This is a genomic window from Allocoleopsis franciscana PCC 7113, from assembly GCF_000317515.1.
In the GTDB taxonomy this organism is placed as follows: domain Bacteria; phylum Cyanobacteriota; class Cyanobacteriia; order Cyanobacteriales; family Coleofasciculaceae; genus Allocoleopsis; species Allocoleopsis franciscana.
Genome location: NC_019738.1, coordinates 4733718 through 4747033 on the forward strand (window position 1 = coordinate 4733718; position 13316 = coordinate 4747033).

Below are 13316 nucleotides of genomic sequence, written 5' to 3' on the forward strand. Positions count from 1 at the left end.
CGTCGGGAGTGTCACGATTTCCGAACCCCATACTCAAGGGATGCTAGATTCCGCTTGCATTTCAGGCGGGGGAGAATGTCACAAATCACGCCTGATTTTCCGATTTCGCTTTAACGAAAGCGCTGTTGCTTCCAGTCTCTCAGCGATATGATCATCATTCTCTTGTTCAGCCGCAATATTCGCCATCGCGGTCAGAATGTCTAGCCAGCCAATGTCCTGCCGTTCTAATTTGGCAATGACTGTTCTTAATTTTTCTGTTATATTGTTACAGTCAGGATAAATTGGCGTTGTGATAAAACTCTGATGAGTTGTTTCCAGGATTGGAGTTTGGTAAGTTTCTAGAGTTTGGGTCATTGCTTTTTCACTATGCGACGCTACCCAGTAGGATCTTTCGCTGCTCAGGAAAAAAGAACATCTCTCTGACGATTGAGTTCCATTTCAAGAATGCTTCTACTTTCTGCGCCAAGCAGCAGTAATCCGTAAAGATAGTATTTTGGTCTGACTGGGTAATTAAGAAAAAGTAGCGCTGGATGCGATCGCCCTGTGATGAAGCGCCATCAGATTAGGTATTAAGGAAGCCATTACTATATACGTAGAGATGCATCGGTGACTACTTATAGGAAGTTGCGCTCCAAACTCTCAACTTAAAAAAATCCCAGGTGCAACACCTGGGATGAGTGAATTTTTATTTCTTCTCCTCTAAGCGTCGCTGTAGCTGCTTTATGGTTTGATAAAGTTCCGGCAGACGGCTATAGACAGCGGCAACTTTGAGAAAGTGTTTGTGAGGTAGGGCGGGAATGCCACTGACGATCGCTCCAGGTTCGACATCATTATGGATACCGGCTTTGGCACTGGCGATCGCACCATCTCCAATTTTCGCTTGATTGGCAATTCCGGATTGACCGGCGAGAATCACGCGATTGCCCACTTTAACGCCACCCGCCATCCCGGATTGCCCTGCTAATGCACAGTTTGCGCCAATTTGGCAACCATGACCAATTTGTACCAAGTTGTCAATCTTCGTATTCCGACCGACTCGCGTTTCGCCAACGGCGGGGCGGTCTATGCTGGTATTGCAACCCACTTCTACCCCATCTTCCAGTACAGTACAGCCAGACTGGGGCATTTTGAACCAGCCTTCAGCGACAGGTACAAAACCAAACCCTTCCGCACCAATTACTGCACCGCTATGGATGACACAATCGGTACCCAGGCGAGTTCGTTCGTGGATGGTACAGTTCGCGTGTAAGATTGTGCGATCGCCAATTTGCGCCTCTGGATAAATTACGACATTGGGATGAATACACACCCCATTACCAATTTTTACTCCCGGTTGAATCACAACATGAGCACCGATGTAAACATCTTTGCCAATCTCCGCTGAAGGATGAATCACAGCCGTAGGATGAATGTCCGGTGCGGGGTGGAAGGGTTGGTAAAAAAGTGCGATCGCTTGGGCGAATAACAATCTTGGTTCAGAAGCGGCAATCCAAGCAATCCCTCTTTCCGTTGCTTGTGCCTGTAACGCTTCATTCAACGGCAAAACCAAGGCACTCGCCGCCGTTTTCCCCACCCAAGCGGCAAATTTTGCTCCCTCGATGTAACTCATCGTACCAGGGGAGGTGTCTTCAATCGGTACAATACTGGCAATTTCTGGATTAAGGTTGGGATGGGTTGTTAGGCTATTGCACTGAGCCGCACCGCTTAGTTTTTCAACAATTTCGCTAAACTTCATTAGGTTTTCTCTATAGAACTTGGGTTTATCTCATATCTTGCATCTGACTTGTGGGATTTTAGTTACCCCCGAACTACGTCCTGCTTTGCTATAAGTTTTCTCATGCTTTGGGAGAAGCCCATCTTCATTTCTTGTTCCCCCCTTCATAAGGGGGGTTAGGGGGGTGTGCAAGATGTAAGTTTACTCGACAGTTGTACCGGGAAAAGCGTTCCACTTACAAGCCATTGCCAATTAAAATAAACGGTGCCCAATAATAAGGATGACTCAGATTCGAGGCGACCCTTGGCGATAAACTACTCTGAATTCGTTGCTGTACTCCCAGTCCTCGCTGTTGACCTAATGCCCTATAATCGCCCGTAATCAGGGCAATTTGTGCTTGGCGCAAGGCTTCAGCTTTTGTGGGTTGGCTATCTTGCCCAACTTCCTTCGATTCCAACGCGGCATAGAAGGCATCCATCAAAGCTTGGGTACCGCCATCATCTACTGTCCATAAGGATGCGATCGCCGCTCTTGCCCCTGCCCTCTGCATCTGGTAGCCTAAGCCGAGAATCTCTTCCCCGTTCCCCAGTTTTCCACCTAATCCAGTTTCACAGGCAGAAAGCACGACTAAATCAACGTTTTTGAGGCTCCACTTTTGGATGTCTCGCAGGGTGATGCGTTCTCCATTACCAAACAGAATAAAGGAATCGTCCGGTGTCCCCACGACAAAGGCGGCATGAGTAGCGAGATGCACGACAGTGTAGTCGTCCATTTTGGGAACGGTGACTTCGGGGGTGAAGGCTTTATCGATGAGTTTGGTTGTAGTAGGAACGGTGTTGGCTAAATTCTCCACCTCAGTTCCCGCAAAAGGCAACCCGGCAAAGTCAAAAGATTGTTCACCAACCTTGAAGCTGTAGCGTCCGGTGGCAAAGGCACCTGCTAAGACTTGCATTTTGCGTTGGGGTTTGGTGTTGAGATCGGTGAGGGAAGCGGCGGTAATATTATTGATGCGGTAGCGTTGCACTAACCATTGTTGCCCGTCGTACAACGCGGCTAAGGGGATGTAACGCAGTTGAGCGTCGGGTGCGTAGATAATCGTTTGGGCGTCTGCGGCTTTGAGTTCTGCTTCTAGGGGTTTAATCAGCCAGTTGTAGAGTTGTTGTGCGGGGGGCTTGGCATCGGATGTGCGATCGAGTAATGCGCTGCGAAAGGCGGCAATTGTCTGGTTGAGTTGTTTCTTGGGAACTTGGACAGTGCGCCGAATGGGGGGAGAATCGGGGGTGGTGAGGATGAGTTCGATGCGATCGTCCAGAATTAAGGGGTAGAGGAGGACGGCATTTTGTTGCAGATTCTTGAGGTTATCTTGTAAGGCGTTGAAGTTTCCCATTTGCAGCAGCAAATCCTGAGAAAGGGTTTCGGGACTTTTTTGTGTCACCAATGCTATTACTTCTGGACTTCTGGTGAAGTTGTTAAATTCTTCTCTAATCGTTTCTTGGGCTTTCAGCAGTTGGGCGATACGCTGTTCTTGAGTAGGGGTAAGAGTGCCATTTTGTTTTTTAAGCTGTCGCAGTTGGGTGAGTTCTTTGCCAATTTCAACAGCTTTGTTGAGAATTGCCTGATAACTCTCCCATGTCTGTTGTTCGGGTAGGAGATTCGGCAATCCTTGAGCAGTATTGTTATTGCCGCGCACGTTGTTTAGGTAATCGTCGAGTTCTTGGACTTTGAGCAAGTCGAGGACTCGTTGTGCTTCGAGGATTCGGTCTTGTTTGAGGAGGAGATCGGCTAGACTGCGGTAGGTGTCAGCAACAGTTTCGGTGAATGATTGCTGTTGCTCTTTTGGCAGTACTCGTAAATCTTTGCGAATCTCCTCTATGACATTGACAGATTGCTTGTAGAAGACGACCGCTAATTCTGGCTGGTTCTGTTTCTCAAATAAGGAACCGAGATTGCTAAGCGTGATTTGTTCAATAGCACGATTACCAACTTCTCTCTCGATTGCTAGCGCCTGCTGATAAAACTCTAACGCTTGGGGATACCGACCTAGACTTGCATATACTGTTCCCAGGCTATCAAGAGTATTGCCCTCGCCAGCTCGGTCGCCCAAGTCCCTAAAAATTCTCAATGCTTGCTGGAGGGGTTTTAATCCTTGAGATGGTTTACCCAGTTGGTCGTAAATTAATCCGATATTATTGAGGGTTGTGCCAATGCCTGTAAGGTCTCCCGCCACTCGGCGAACTGCTAAAGCTTGCTGATATAACTCCAGTGCTTGAGAAGCCTGACCTTGCTTATAATAAACTAACCCAATATTGTTAAGGGTTGCCCCTTCACCTAGCTTATCGCCAGTTTGTCTACGGATAGCTAGGGCGCGTTGGTAAAACTCTAATGCTTGAGAATATTGTCCCAGTTCATTATAAGTAACACCTAGGTTATGAAGGGTTGCTCCTACGCTTCTCCGTAGCCACTCAAATACATCTCCTATATCTTCAGTAAGATTGAATACATTAAACAGAGTGTTAGTAGATTCAGAAATCATCAAAGCTTCTGTAGCATCACTAGGACTCGCGAACTGAAAACCAGAATCTGTATATGGAGTTTGAAGTGCTTCCAGAGCTTTCTGATAGCGTTCTATTGCCTGAGAGTATTGACCTAAATTACGACAAACTTCTCCAATATTATTGTGAATAATTCCTTCTAAAATTTTCATGCAATAGACTAAAAAACTATTTGAGGAATTGCTGTTTATCTCCTCAATATTTTTTTCATTAAGGGCTAATGCTTTATTATATAATTCTAACGCTTGAGGATACTGACCCTGACTTTTATAGACAATACCTATGTTATTGAGTGTGATTACTTGAATGAATTTGTCTTCACTAGCCGCCTCAAATGCTTTCTGGTAATACTCCAGAGATTGAGAATAGTGACCTAAATTCCAGTAAACCGTCCCTATATTGTTAAGAGTAATTGCAACATAATCCTGTTTACCAGCTTTTCTGTAATTTGCTAAGGCTTGTTGATATTCTTCTAAAGCTGCTTGAAACTGACTATCATCAACTTGCTTGTCACCCTCTCGCTTTAACCAGCCCGCTTCATCTTTGCGGTCTTGAATCGTTTGCGCCTGTGCTGTAAGAGATAGGTGAGAAGAACGGGGTAACAGGGGAGATGTCAGCGACAGCAGTAGACTAGCAGTGGCAAGGCTGAGAGATTTGAGACGGTAGTCCATTGGCAAGTCCTCTCTTGAGCTAGGAAAGCAGATTGCTGACTCAATGCATGTATATCTCTCATGAGGGGAGAAATTATGCAATAGGTTTTGCGATTTGTTTGGCTGGCTGGAGGAACGTGATTATCTCCGGGGAGATCCCCCCAATCTCCAGACTTCGTCTCGCTTCGCTATCACTAAAGCTCCGGCTTAAAAAGGGGGGCTTAATACATGAGGAATTTGCGTTTCACAGGAATAGGGGATCGCTCTTTACTTAAGCTCTGGCTTGAATCTTAATTCTCCCCCCTTAAAAAGGGGGGCTGGGGGGGATCATCTCCGCAATACACTGACACACCCCCTCCCACTCCTTCAACACTTCATCATTCCTAAATCTGACTACTTTCAACCCATAGCCTTCTAAAACTTGCGTTCTTTCCCTGTCATAATCTTTGCCCTCACTCGTAAAGTGACTCTCTCCATCAACTTCTATCACTAACTTCAAATGAGCGCAGTAAAAGTCAACAATAAAGTTATCAATAGGCTTTTGCCTTAAAACTCGAAATGGGAAATCTTTTAGGTAGCCGTACCAGAGTTTTCTCTCGGCTGCTGTCATGTTCTTACGTAGTTCCTTTGCTTTCTCTACAAGTTTTGGGTTGTAGGGAAGGTGAAAGTCAGTCACAATTAAATCTTTTTTATTCGGCATACGATCCCCCCCAACCCCCGGACAACAAAAAGCGCAAGCAACATCTGGCTTCCCCCTTTTTAAGGGGGATGGGAGGGGGATCTCAAAAGGGGGGAGAATATAATTCGCATCACTCAATATCATCAGGCAACTCCTTGATCGGAAGCCCTGCCTGTTCCATTAGTTCAACTAACTTCCTCACCTGCGTCAAAGAAAGCTGAAGCCGTTGATGTTTACCACTTTCGTAATCGATCACTGTTCTCCTTGATATGCCTACAGCTTGGGCGAACTGCTCCTGAGTCATCCCCAGGCGATCGCGAACTTGCTTCAAAGTTGGCACGTTGGGGTTGAAATTTGAATCTTGATTGTTTACCATCTTATCAGCGATGTGAAACCCTTTCACATTGACGACCAAAAAACACAGGGGAAACGGTGGCGGTGGTTAGTGCTGTGGTTTCCCCTTTCTGAAGATATGTCATAGCCACTCATCTTGCTTTGCAACCCAGTCTGCATGGCTGCGGTGTGGTGTCGATATGTTTTTTGTAATTTCTGTGAACGCTGAAAAAGTGATCGCGTCTTTGGTGCGATCGCTCAATCTCCTATCCTCACTTACCCAAACTCCTATGAAACATTCAAAATGGCTCCAACTCCACCAACAAGGCGAAAAAATTTGCTCTGTCCTTCGCCAACATGGATATCGCATCACCAAACAACACCGTACCCTCTCCTGGAAACTCTGCACAGAGGGTCAGGACGAATACGCCTTAACCTGGTTACCAGAACCCGTTTCGGATTGGACTTTAGTCCCTAATAATACCAGTCCCGAACGCCAAGAACTTTGGACGCTAATTCAGCGTATATTAGCCGCAATCAGAACCCAAGATGCGGTAGATTATTCTCGTCCTTGGGCGATCGTGCGGCTCCTACCCGATGCCAGACGATATGTCGTCGCCCGATTTGTCAACCGACAAGATGCAGACGACCACAAGCGATATCTCAGCCGATTTATGCCTGCTGCCGAATTTACAGTTATTTTTGACCCACCGACCGATGAACCATCGGTGTCAACTTAAACTCGATTTCCCATTGCTTGACCTGCTAACCATCCTGTCGTCCAAGCACTCTGAAAGTTAAAGCCACCCGTGACGCCATCAATATCCAAAATTTCTCCCGCAAAATAAAGACCCGGAACTAAACGACTTTCCATCGTCTTAAAGTCCACTTCTTTCAAACTAACCCCGCCACAGGTGACAAACTCCTCTTTAAAAATCCCCTTCCCTTTAATCGAGTATTGTCCCTGAATCAGTTCTTGAATCAACTGGTTGAGCGCTTTTTTCGAGACTTCCGCCCAACGTTCTTCTGCACCAATACCCACACTAGCCACTAAACTCTCCCACAACCGCTTAGGGATAGGGACAGGACAACTGGTGGTAACTTGGCGTCGCGGCAACTGAGACTTAACTGCCAATAACATTTGACGCAGACTTTCCTCGTTGTATTGGGGAAGCCAATTCACGAGTAAGGGGGTTTGGTAATGATGCTCGTGTAAAAATCGAGCACCCCAAGCCGAAAGCTTGAGAACCGCAGGGCCACTTAACCCCCAATGAGTAATTAACAATGGCCCTGTTTGCTCTTTTAAGGTTTTACCCGCTTCCGGTAATCGTAAATGAGCATTATTCACACTTATCCCTGCTAAATCCCGCAAGCGAGGGTCAGGAATATTAAAGGTAAATAGAGAAGGAACAGGGGATACAACGGTATGACCTAAGGCTTGAGCTATGGCGTAACCTTGGGGATTGCTGCCAGTGGCAAGGAGGATGCGATCGCACCTTAAAATCTCACCCGTTTTTAATTCAACCTCAAACGCCCATGGGGTAGGGTTGCTATCCTCGATTTCACCTGAGAGTCGAGAATGTTGTGGTTCAATCGACTTCACCGCTGTACCCATGCGAAACCTGACTCCAGCATCCTCAGCGGCATTCATCAAACCATTCACAATCGTTTCTGAATTATCTGTGACGGGAAACATCCGTCCATCGGACTCGGTTTTCAGCTTCACACCCTGAGACTCAAACCACGCCACGGTATCCTTGGCGTGAAATCGCGTAAAAGCCCCCCGCAACGCTTTGCTGCCTCTGGGGTAATTTTGCACCAAAAGCGCAGGTTCAAAGCAGGCATGGGTAACATTGCAGCGTCCCCCACCGGAAATCCGAACCTTAGATAAAGGCTGACGCCCACCTTCTAATAAAGTAACTTGGGCGTGGGGATGGGCAGACGCACAGGTGACTGCACCGAAAAAACCCGCCGCACCACCCCCGATGACTATAATTCTTAAAGATTGCAAAGCGAATAAATTACCCAAGAAACGAACATCTTCTATTCGTTATACTCTTCAAAGTCTTCTTTCGTCGCACCGCACACTGGACAGACCCAATCTTCAGGAATATCTTCAAAAGCGGTTCCCGGTGCGATATCACTATCCGGGTCGCCTTCTGCCGGGTCGTAGACGTAGCCGCAAACAGTACAGAGATATTTCTTCATTGTTCACTCCTCTAACCGACGAGGATAGTATAAACCTCCGGAAAGCAGCTTCCGGAGGCTAAATATTTTATTTAGGTTTAGCTAAACCGTTGCTTTTTGCTTCGACCAGACACCATTTTCATCTTCCTCATACTGTTGGTGAACGGTTTCCCAAGCTGCCTGTTCTGCCTTCATCGGGTCTTCTGTCTCATCGAAGACGGTATTGTAACGTTCCATGAAGGTTGTTTGAGCCTGTTCGGAGAGATGCGATCGCACTTCGGGAGACAAGTCCCTAGCCTCATTACACCGACCAGGACAGGCGCGAGGTAGGGTCATCTCAGTGGTATGCACTTCTTCTCCACCTGCACTTTCTAATAACAATTGAAATTCTCCACTTTTATTGGCAGGAACTTCTGCCATCACCAGAAACTCACCTGCTTCTACGCGAGTTTGGTAAATGGTTGCCTTCTCTTCCGGCATTCCCCAAGCGACAAGGGCAGACACTAAACCTGCACCCGCACTTCCTGCGATCGCACCACTTGCCGCACCCAACAGTAGCGCACCCAAGGGACCTGCTGCTACTACAGGGCCAACAAAGGGAATAAACAAGACTCCAACACCCGTTAGTAGAGCCAAAAAGGAGCCAAATAAGGAACCAAAAACGGCACCGGATCGCAGCCCCCCAAAGACGACATCCCGTTTAGTGATAAAGCCAGCAATTCGGGTTTTGGACTGAAAATTTTTGCCCATAACCGAAATGTGGTCTTGAGGCACGCCCCGATCCATTAAACGCCGTACCACTTGATCAAGTTGCTCTTGTTCCTTAAATACGGCTGAAATCGTGCGTTCTGCTCTATATTCGTCAACCATTTTTACCCTCCGTAGGCATATTTTCTAATTTTTGATGCCTCTAGAAGGCTACTGAACGGCTGCATAGCACAAAATCGCCCTTAAGATTGATTATTTAGCAATATTTAAAGATAGTTGATAAATCCTGTATGTAATGTTACAGGTAAGCTTAATAACGGCGAGTTTTCTGAACACCGTAAGCCAATCCTGTGGCAATTGACAGCAAAATTAAGATCCAAATCACAAGACCCGGTAAAGCCGTGAAACCAGGAACAGCAAAGCCTCTCAGGACATAAACAAGAATAGTAACGGCCAGAGTACCAGCAAAAACGTAAGACAAGATTAGAGTTTCTGAAGGGGGAGATTGACTCATAGGAATTTAGATTTTAGAGGTTAGATTTGGGATGGGATCGAAATCTAGCTGAGTGCAAGAATTTATACACTCATCCTATTCTTTTCGTAGCGAGTTGCCACTGGATGAAACAGACAATGTTCAAAACTCTCCAACATTACTGGACTGGAATAGCCGTTTACGACCGCTGTCAGCAACCTAGCATTCGCTCCCAATGGCAAGCGTTCAAAGATGAGATGGCAGAATTCTTAGAGAAGCCAAGCATTGAGGAATTTTGGGATATCTTGCATTCGGCTGGCAGGGTTGTTTGGAAGTTGACAGGAATACCATTACAACTCCTCGCTTGGCCTACTGTTCGCAAACATGGTCTGCGGTTTGCCGAACAGGGCTGTATTCGCAGCCGCCGCAACTGTAAGGGTCACTGTTGTCATCAGCTAAGTCTAGAATAATACTTATTATTTGGAATTGAGGTTATGGCGATCGCTCAATCCACTTCAACGCAGACCGCATCTACGGAACACAGCATCGGTGGTACCGTCCACAACTATCGTTGGACTTGGCAAGGACAAGTGCAAATCGTGGTGTATGAAACCCTGGGCGAGGGAACACCGGTGTTGCTACTCCCTGCCTTTAGTACTGTCTCCACACGGGAAGAGATGGGGGGAATTGCCCAGCACTTATCCTCTCAGTTTCAGGTTATAACCTTGGATTGGCCTGGATTTGGTGACTCGGAGCGTTCATCTTTAGATTACCGCTCATCGTTATATCATCAGTTTTTGCAAGATTTCGTTAGAGATATTTTAGATAGCCCAACAGCGATAGTGGCAGCCGGTCATGCGGCTGGATATGCGATGCAGTTGGCGCAAAAAATGCCATCCTCTGTGAGCAAAATTGTTTTAGTCGCTCCCACTTGGCGCGGTCCTTTACCAACAATGGGAGCCAATTCGCAGGTATCTGGCATGGTCAGAGAGCTAGTGCAATCGCCTATTTTAGGTCAAACACTCTACCAGATGAATACAACTTCCTCCTTTTTGCGCTTCATGTATGGGCGTCATGTGTATGTTGAGGATGCCAAGTTGACGCCAGAATTTATAACCCACAAGCGGGAAATTACTCAGCAACCGGGAGCCAGATATGCTCCGGCAGCATTTGTCACAGGCGCAATTGACCCAGTACAGGAACGTGCCGAGTTTTTAGGATACTTCCAATCCTTATCCGTGCCAGTGATGGTCATGATCGGGGAACAGGTTCCTCCTAAATCAAGGATGGAAATGGATGTACTCGCTGGATTGCCGGGTGTTCAGTCGGCGGTGCTTCCAGGTTCTTTAGGGATGCATGAGGAATGTGCGGAAGCTGTGGCAGAGGTGGTTTTGCCGTTTTTGTCACGAACCCCAGAGGGCAAGTAGTCTAGGAGTGAGATGTTAAATACCTAGCTTGGGAGATTATTGTTGGATTGGCATTGAATAATTTGGAGTAAAGCGCTAACAGGAGAGGGATAGCTTTATATCTCAGCCAAATGATAGCGACTTGCTTAAGTTAGTTGCATATCTAAACCCATGAAACGACTCCAGCCAACAACTGCCGGTTTAGCTTTGACGCTGTTAGTAATAATGACAGGATGCGGTAAGGAGCAGACTCCACAACCTGATGCCATCTTTGTCTTAGGGGGAGCAACAGAGCGAGAGCGGTTTGCGGCTAAGTTTGCGGCAAAGCATCCAGAACTGCCGATCTGGGTGTCGTCGGGTAGCCCTGAAGGCTACGCAAAACGGGTATTTGCCAAGGCTGGAATTGCCAAGAATCGCGTCCACTTGGATTATGAAGCCGTGGATACAGTGACTAACTTCACAAGTTTCGTAGATAAGTTTCAATCTCAGGGAGTGGATAGCGTTTATTTAATTACTTCCGACTACCATATGCGCCGCGCTCTGGTTATCGGTGAAATTGTGTTTGGCACCAGAGGAATTAAGATTTCTCCTGTACCGATTCCTACGGGGAAGCCTACTGAACCCACGAAAAAATGCCTGCGAGATGGTGCAAGAGCAATCCTTTGGGCCAATACGGGACATACCGGCGCAAGTCTCTCTCAGAAAGCAGACATTGCCCAGAAACCGAAACTCGACTCTAGTATGTTGTTAAGTGCTTGCTACAGAAAGTAGGTAAGCATTAATATTTGTCGTTGAGGCAAGGCAGAGGGTATAAGGCAGAAGGCAGAAGGCAGAAGGCAGAAGGCAGAAGGCAGAAGGCAGAAGGCAGAAGGCAGAAGGCAGAAGGCAGAAGGGTAGAGGATTAAAGTCTCTTAGCATTTGTTGATATACCTTCGTTGATTTGTGCTTACCTACTTAGGGCTTACTGCACAAATCCGAAACCCTTAGCCATCAATAGTTTAAGCGGCATTGATAGTTGCTCAGCTGCAAGGCAATCAGGTAAAATCCGACAAAACCCTTGCACCTGAACTAGGGAAAATGTACCGGAAAGTTGACTCACCCCCCACCCCACCGGAAAAGTTTGAGTTACCCTTTGAGGGAAAGTTATCACAAGATAACCGTTGGGTAATCATCGCTAATCTCATACCCTGGGAAGAATTTGAAGAGGAATACGCCAGAAACTTTGCCGAAGATATAGGTGCACCCGCCCTACCGTTTAGGATGGCATTGGGTTCATTAATAATCAAAGAGAAATTAGGAATAAGTGATAGAGAAACAGTAGAACAGATAAAAGAGAATCCGTATTTACAATACTTTATAGGACAAAAGTATTACAGCAACGAGGCTCCGTTTGACGCCTCCCTATTAGTGAGATTTAGAGAAAGAATAAATGCGAATTTAGTGAATCAAATAAATCAAAGAATGGTACACAAGAGTCAAGAAGAGAGCGAGGAGAAAGCTAAAAAAAAAGCTCACTCTCAGAAAGGGAAGAAGCAAGAGAGCGCTCCAATCAAGGGAAATTAATACTGGATGCAACCTGTGCGCCAGGAGATATCAGCTATCCCAATGATTTGGGACTGTTAAATCAAGCCAGAGTCAAAACAGAAAAGATAATAGATAGCCTGTATAAACCGCTGAAAGGGAAACTAGGGAAAAAGCCAAAGACTTATAGAAACCTGGCTCGAAAAAATTACTTGCAAGTCGCAAAAAAACGGAAACCGTCAAGAAAACAAATCAGAAAAGCAATCAGAAAGCAATTGCAATATGTCAAAAGAAACTTAGCTCACATAGACCAGCTAACCCAAGCAGGCGATGGCTTAGAGGCTTTAAGCTCCCCTCAATACAAAAGCTTACTGGTGGTCGCAGAAGTTTATCGTCAACAGCAATGGATGTATGACAATAAAACATCAAGAATTGAGGACAGGATAGTCAGTTTAAGTCAACCGCATATCCGTCCAATAGTGAGAGGGAAAGCCGGAAGTCCTGTGGAATTTGGAGCCAAACTCTCGGTAAGTTTAAGAGATGGATATGTATTTTTAGACCGGATAGACTGGAATAACTTTAATGAATCGGGAGATTTAAAAACCCAAGTAGAAGCCTTTAAAGAAGCTACAGGAGTGTATCCAGAATCAGTACACGTTGATCGAATTTATCGAACCCGCTCCAATCGAGCCTTTTGTAAAGAAAGAGGGATTAGAATCAGTGGACCCCCTTTGGGAAGACCGCCAGCTAATGTCAGTGATGAAAAGAAGAAGCAAGCCAAAGAAGATGAAACAGTTCGTAATGCGATTGAAGGGAAATTTGGAGTATCCAAACGAAGATTTAGCTTGAATAGAGTTATGGCTAAACTGCCTAACACCTCTCAAACAGCTATTGCTATTGCTTTTTTGGTCATGAAGCAAGTCCGTCCTGCTACGGCAGGTTTTTTGTCTTTTTTTGTGCTTTCAGCTCTCACCACACCTTTGGGGAAGACAAACTATTATTAAAGCTGATATTTGGAGGCATTGTCAACAACAATACCTCATCATTCCTTCAACCTTACATAACTAATTAATCCATCGGTGGTTTTTCTCTGA

13 protein-coding genes and 1 pseudogene are annotated in these 13316 nt (G+C 46.0%); 5 read left to right on the forward strand and 9 right to left on the reverse strand.

Annotated features, from left to right (window positions below):
* Nucleotides 1-78: 78 nt before the first annotated feature.
* The 5 genes from MIC7113_RS19520 to MIC7113_RS19540 form a co-directional block, all read right to left on the reverse strand.
* Nucleotides 79-354, reverse strand: a complete 276-nt coding sequence (locus tag MIC7113_RS19520; protein WP_015183897.1) for a hypothetical protein — start codon at nt 352-354, stop codon at nt 79-81.
* 331 nt (nt 355-685) lie between these two features.
* A complete protein-coding gene (gene lpxD / locus MIC7113_RS19525; protein WP_015183898.1) occupies nt 686-1735 on the reverse strand; it encodes a UDP-3-O-(3-hydroxymyristoyl)glucosamine N-acyltransferase in 1050 nt (349 codons plus the stop codon).
* A 214-nt stretch (nt 1736-1949) separates the two neighbouring features.
* The gene (locus MIC7113_RS19530) at nt 1950-4937 is read right to left on the reverse strand and encodes a CHAT domain-containing protein (protein WP_015183899.1); all 2988 of its coding nucleotides are present in this window, start codon (nt 4935-4937) and stop codon (nt 1950-1952) included.
* A 283-nt stretch (nt 4938-5220) separates the two neighbouring features.
* Entirely contained in the window at nt 5221-5616 is a 396-nt protein-coding gene (locus MIC7113_RS19535) for an endonuclease domain-containing protein (RefSeq protein WP_041781039.1), read from the reverse strand.
* Between the two features lie 109 nt (nt 5617-5725).
* Nucleotides 5726-5935 carry a helix-turn-helix transcriptional regulator gene (locus MIC7113_RS19540; protein WP_226883467.1) on the reverse strand — a complete coding sequence of 70 codons (210 nt, stop codon included), beginning with the start codon at nt 5933-5935 and terminating at the stop codon, nt 5726-5728.
* Between the two features lie 283 nt (nt 5936-6218).
* On the opposite strand from MIC7113_RS19540, the gene MIC7113_RS19545 reads away from it, so the two are divergent.
* Nucleotides 6219-6668, forward strand: a complete 450-nt coding sequence (locus MIC7113_RS19545; protein ID WP_041781040.1) for a hypothetical protein — start codon at nt 6219-6221, stop codon at nt 6666-6668.
* On the opposite strand, the gene MIC7113_RS19550 is transcribed toward MIC7113_RS19545, so the two are convergent.
* The 4 genes from MIC7113_RS19550 to MIC7113_RS19565 form a co-directional block, all read right to left on the reverse strand.
* Nucleotides 6665-7957 carry a BaiN/RdsA family NAD(P)/FAD-dependent oxidoreductase gene (locus MIC7113_RS19550; RefSeq protein WP_015183903.1) on the reverse strand — a complete coding sequence of 431 codons (1293 nt, stop codon included), beginning with the start codon at nt 7955-7957 and terminating at the stop codon, nt 6665-6667. The two genes, MIC7113_RS19545 and MIC7113_RS19550, sit on opposite strands and share 4 nt — an antisense overlap.
* A 14-nt stretch (nt 7958-7971) precedes the next feature.
* A complete protein-coding gene (gene rd, locus MIC7113_RS19555) occupies nt 7972-8136 on the reverse strand; it encodes a rubredoxin (RefSeq protein ID WP_015183904.1) in 165 nt (54 codons plus the stop codon).
* A gap of 81 nt (nt 8137-8217) precedes the next feature.
* Nucleotides 8218-8985: a ChaB family protein gene (locus MIC7113_RS19560; RefSeq protein ID WP_015183905.1), complete on the reverse strand. Its 768-nt coding sequence runs from the start codon at nt 8983-8985 to the stop codon at nt 8218-8220.
* Nucleotides 8986-9133: 148 nt separating this feature from the next.
* Nucleotides 9134-9337, reverse strand: coding sequence for a hypothetical protein (locus tag MIC7113_RS19565; RefSeq protein WP_015183906.1), 204 nt, complete (start codon nt 9335-9337; stop codon nt 9134-9136).
* 116 nt (nt 9338-9453) lie between these two features.
* Between MIC7113_RS19565 and MIC7113_RS19570 the strand changes: the two genes are divergently transcribed.
* From MIC7113_RS19570 to MIC7113_RS35495, 4 genes and pseudogenes are all read left to right on the forward strand, one after another.
* Nucleotides 9454-9765, forward strand: a complete 312-nt coding sequence (locus MIC7113_RS19570; RefSeq protein WP_041780135.1) for a hypothetical protein — start codon at nt 9454-9456, stop codon at nt 9763-9765.
* 24 nt (nt 9766-9789) lie between these two features.
* Complete coding sequence (locus MIC7113_RS19575) at nt 9790-10722, forward strand: alpha/beta fold hydrolase (protein WP_015183908.1); 933 nt, start codon at nt 9790-9792, stop codon at nt 10720-10722.
* A gap of 150 nt (nt 10723-10872) precedes the next feature.
* Nucleotides 10873-11472 carry a YdcF family protein gene (locus MIC7113_RS19580; protein WP_015183909.1) on the forward strand — a complete coding sequence of 200 codons (600 nt, stop codon included), beginning with the start codon at nt 10873-10875 and terminating at the stop codon, nt 11470-11472.
* A 306-nt stretch (nt 11473-11778) separates the two neighbouring features.
* Nucleotides 11779-13290, forward strand: a pseudogene (locus MIC7113_RS35495) (IS5 family transposase).
* Nucleotides 13291-13316 lie beyond the last annotated feature (26 nt).

Excerpts from the sequence above, each read along its gene's own strand:
- MIC7113_RS19575 (WP_015183908.1), top strand. The coding sequence starts at position 9,790 with ATGGCGATCGCTCAATCCACTTCAACGCAGACCGCATCTACGGAACAC.
- lpxD (WP_015183898.1), bottom strand. The coding sequence starts at position 1,735 with ATGAAGTTTAGCGAAATTGTTGAAAAACTAAGCGGTGCGGCTCAGTGC.
- MIC7113_RS19545 (WP_041781040.1), top strand. The coding sequence starts at position 6,219 with ATGAAACATTCAAAATGGCTCCAACTCCACCAACAAGGCGAAAAAATT.
- MIC7113_RS19565 (WP_015183906.1), bottom strand. The coding sequence starts at position 9,337 with ATGAGTCAATCTCCCCCTTCAGAAACTCTAATCTTGTCTTACGTTTTT.
- MIC7113_RS19535 (WP_041781039.1), bottom strand. The coding sequence starts at position 5,616 with ATGCCGAATAAAAAAGATTTAATTGTGACTGACTTTCACCTTCCCTAC.
- rd (WP_015183904.1), bottom strand. The coding sequence starts at position 8,136 with ATGAAGAAATATCTCTGTACTGTTTGCGGCTACGTCTACGACCCGGCA.
- MIC7113_RS19560 (WP_015183905.1), bottom strand. The coding sequence starts at position 8,985 with ATGGTTGACGAATATAGAGCAGAACGCACGATTTCAGCCGTATTTAAG.
- MIC7113_RS19580 (WP_015183909.1), top strand. The coding sequence starts at position 10,873 with ATGAAACGACTCCAGCCAACAACTGCCGGTTTAGCTTTGACGCTGTTA.
- MIC7113_RS19530 (WP_015183899.1), bottom strand. The coding sequence starts at position 4,937 with ATGGACTACCGTCTCAAATCTCTCAGCCTTGCCACTGCTAGTCTACTG.
- MIC7113_RS19520 (WP_015183897.1), bottom strand. The coding sequence starts at position 354 with ATGACCCAAACTCTAGAAACTTACCAAACTCCAATCCTGGAAACAACT.
- MIC7113_RS19570 (WP_041780135.1), top strand. The coding sequence starts at position 9,454 with ATGTTCAAAACTCTCCAACATTACTGGACTGGAATAGCCGTTTACGAC.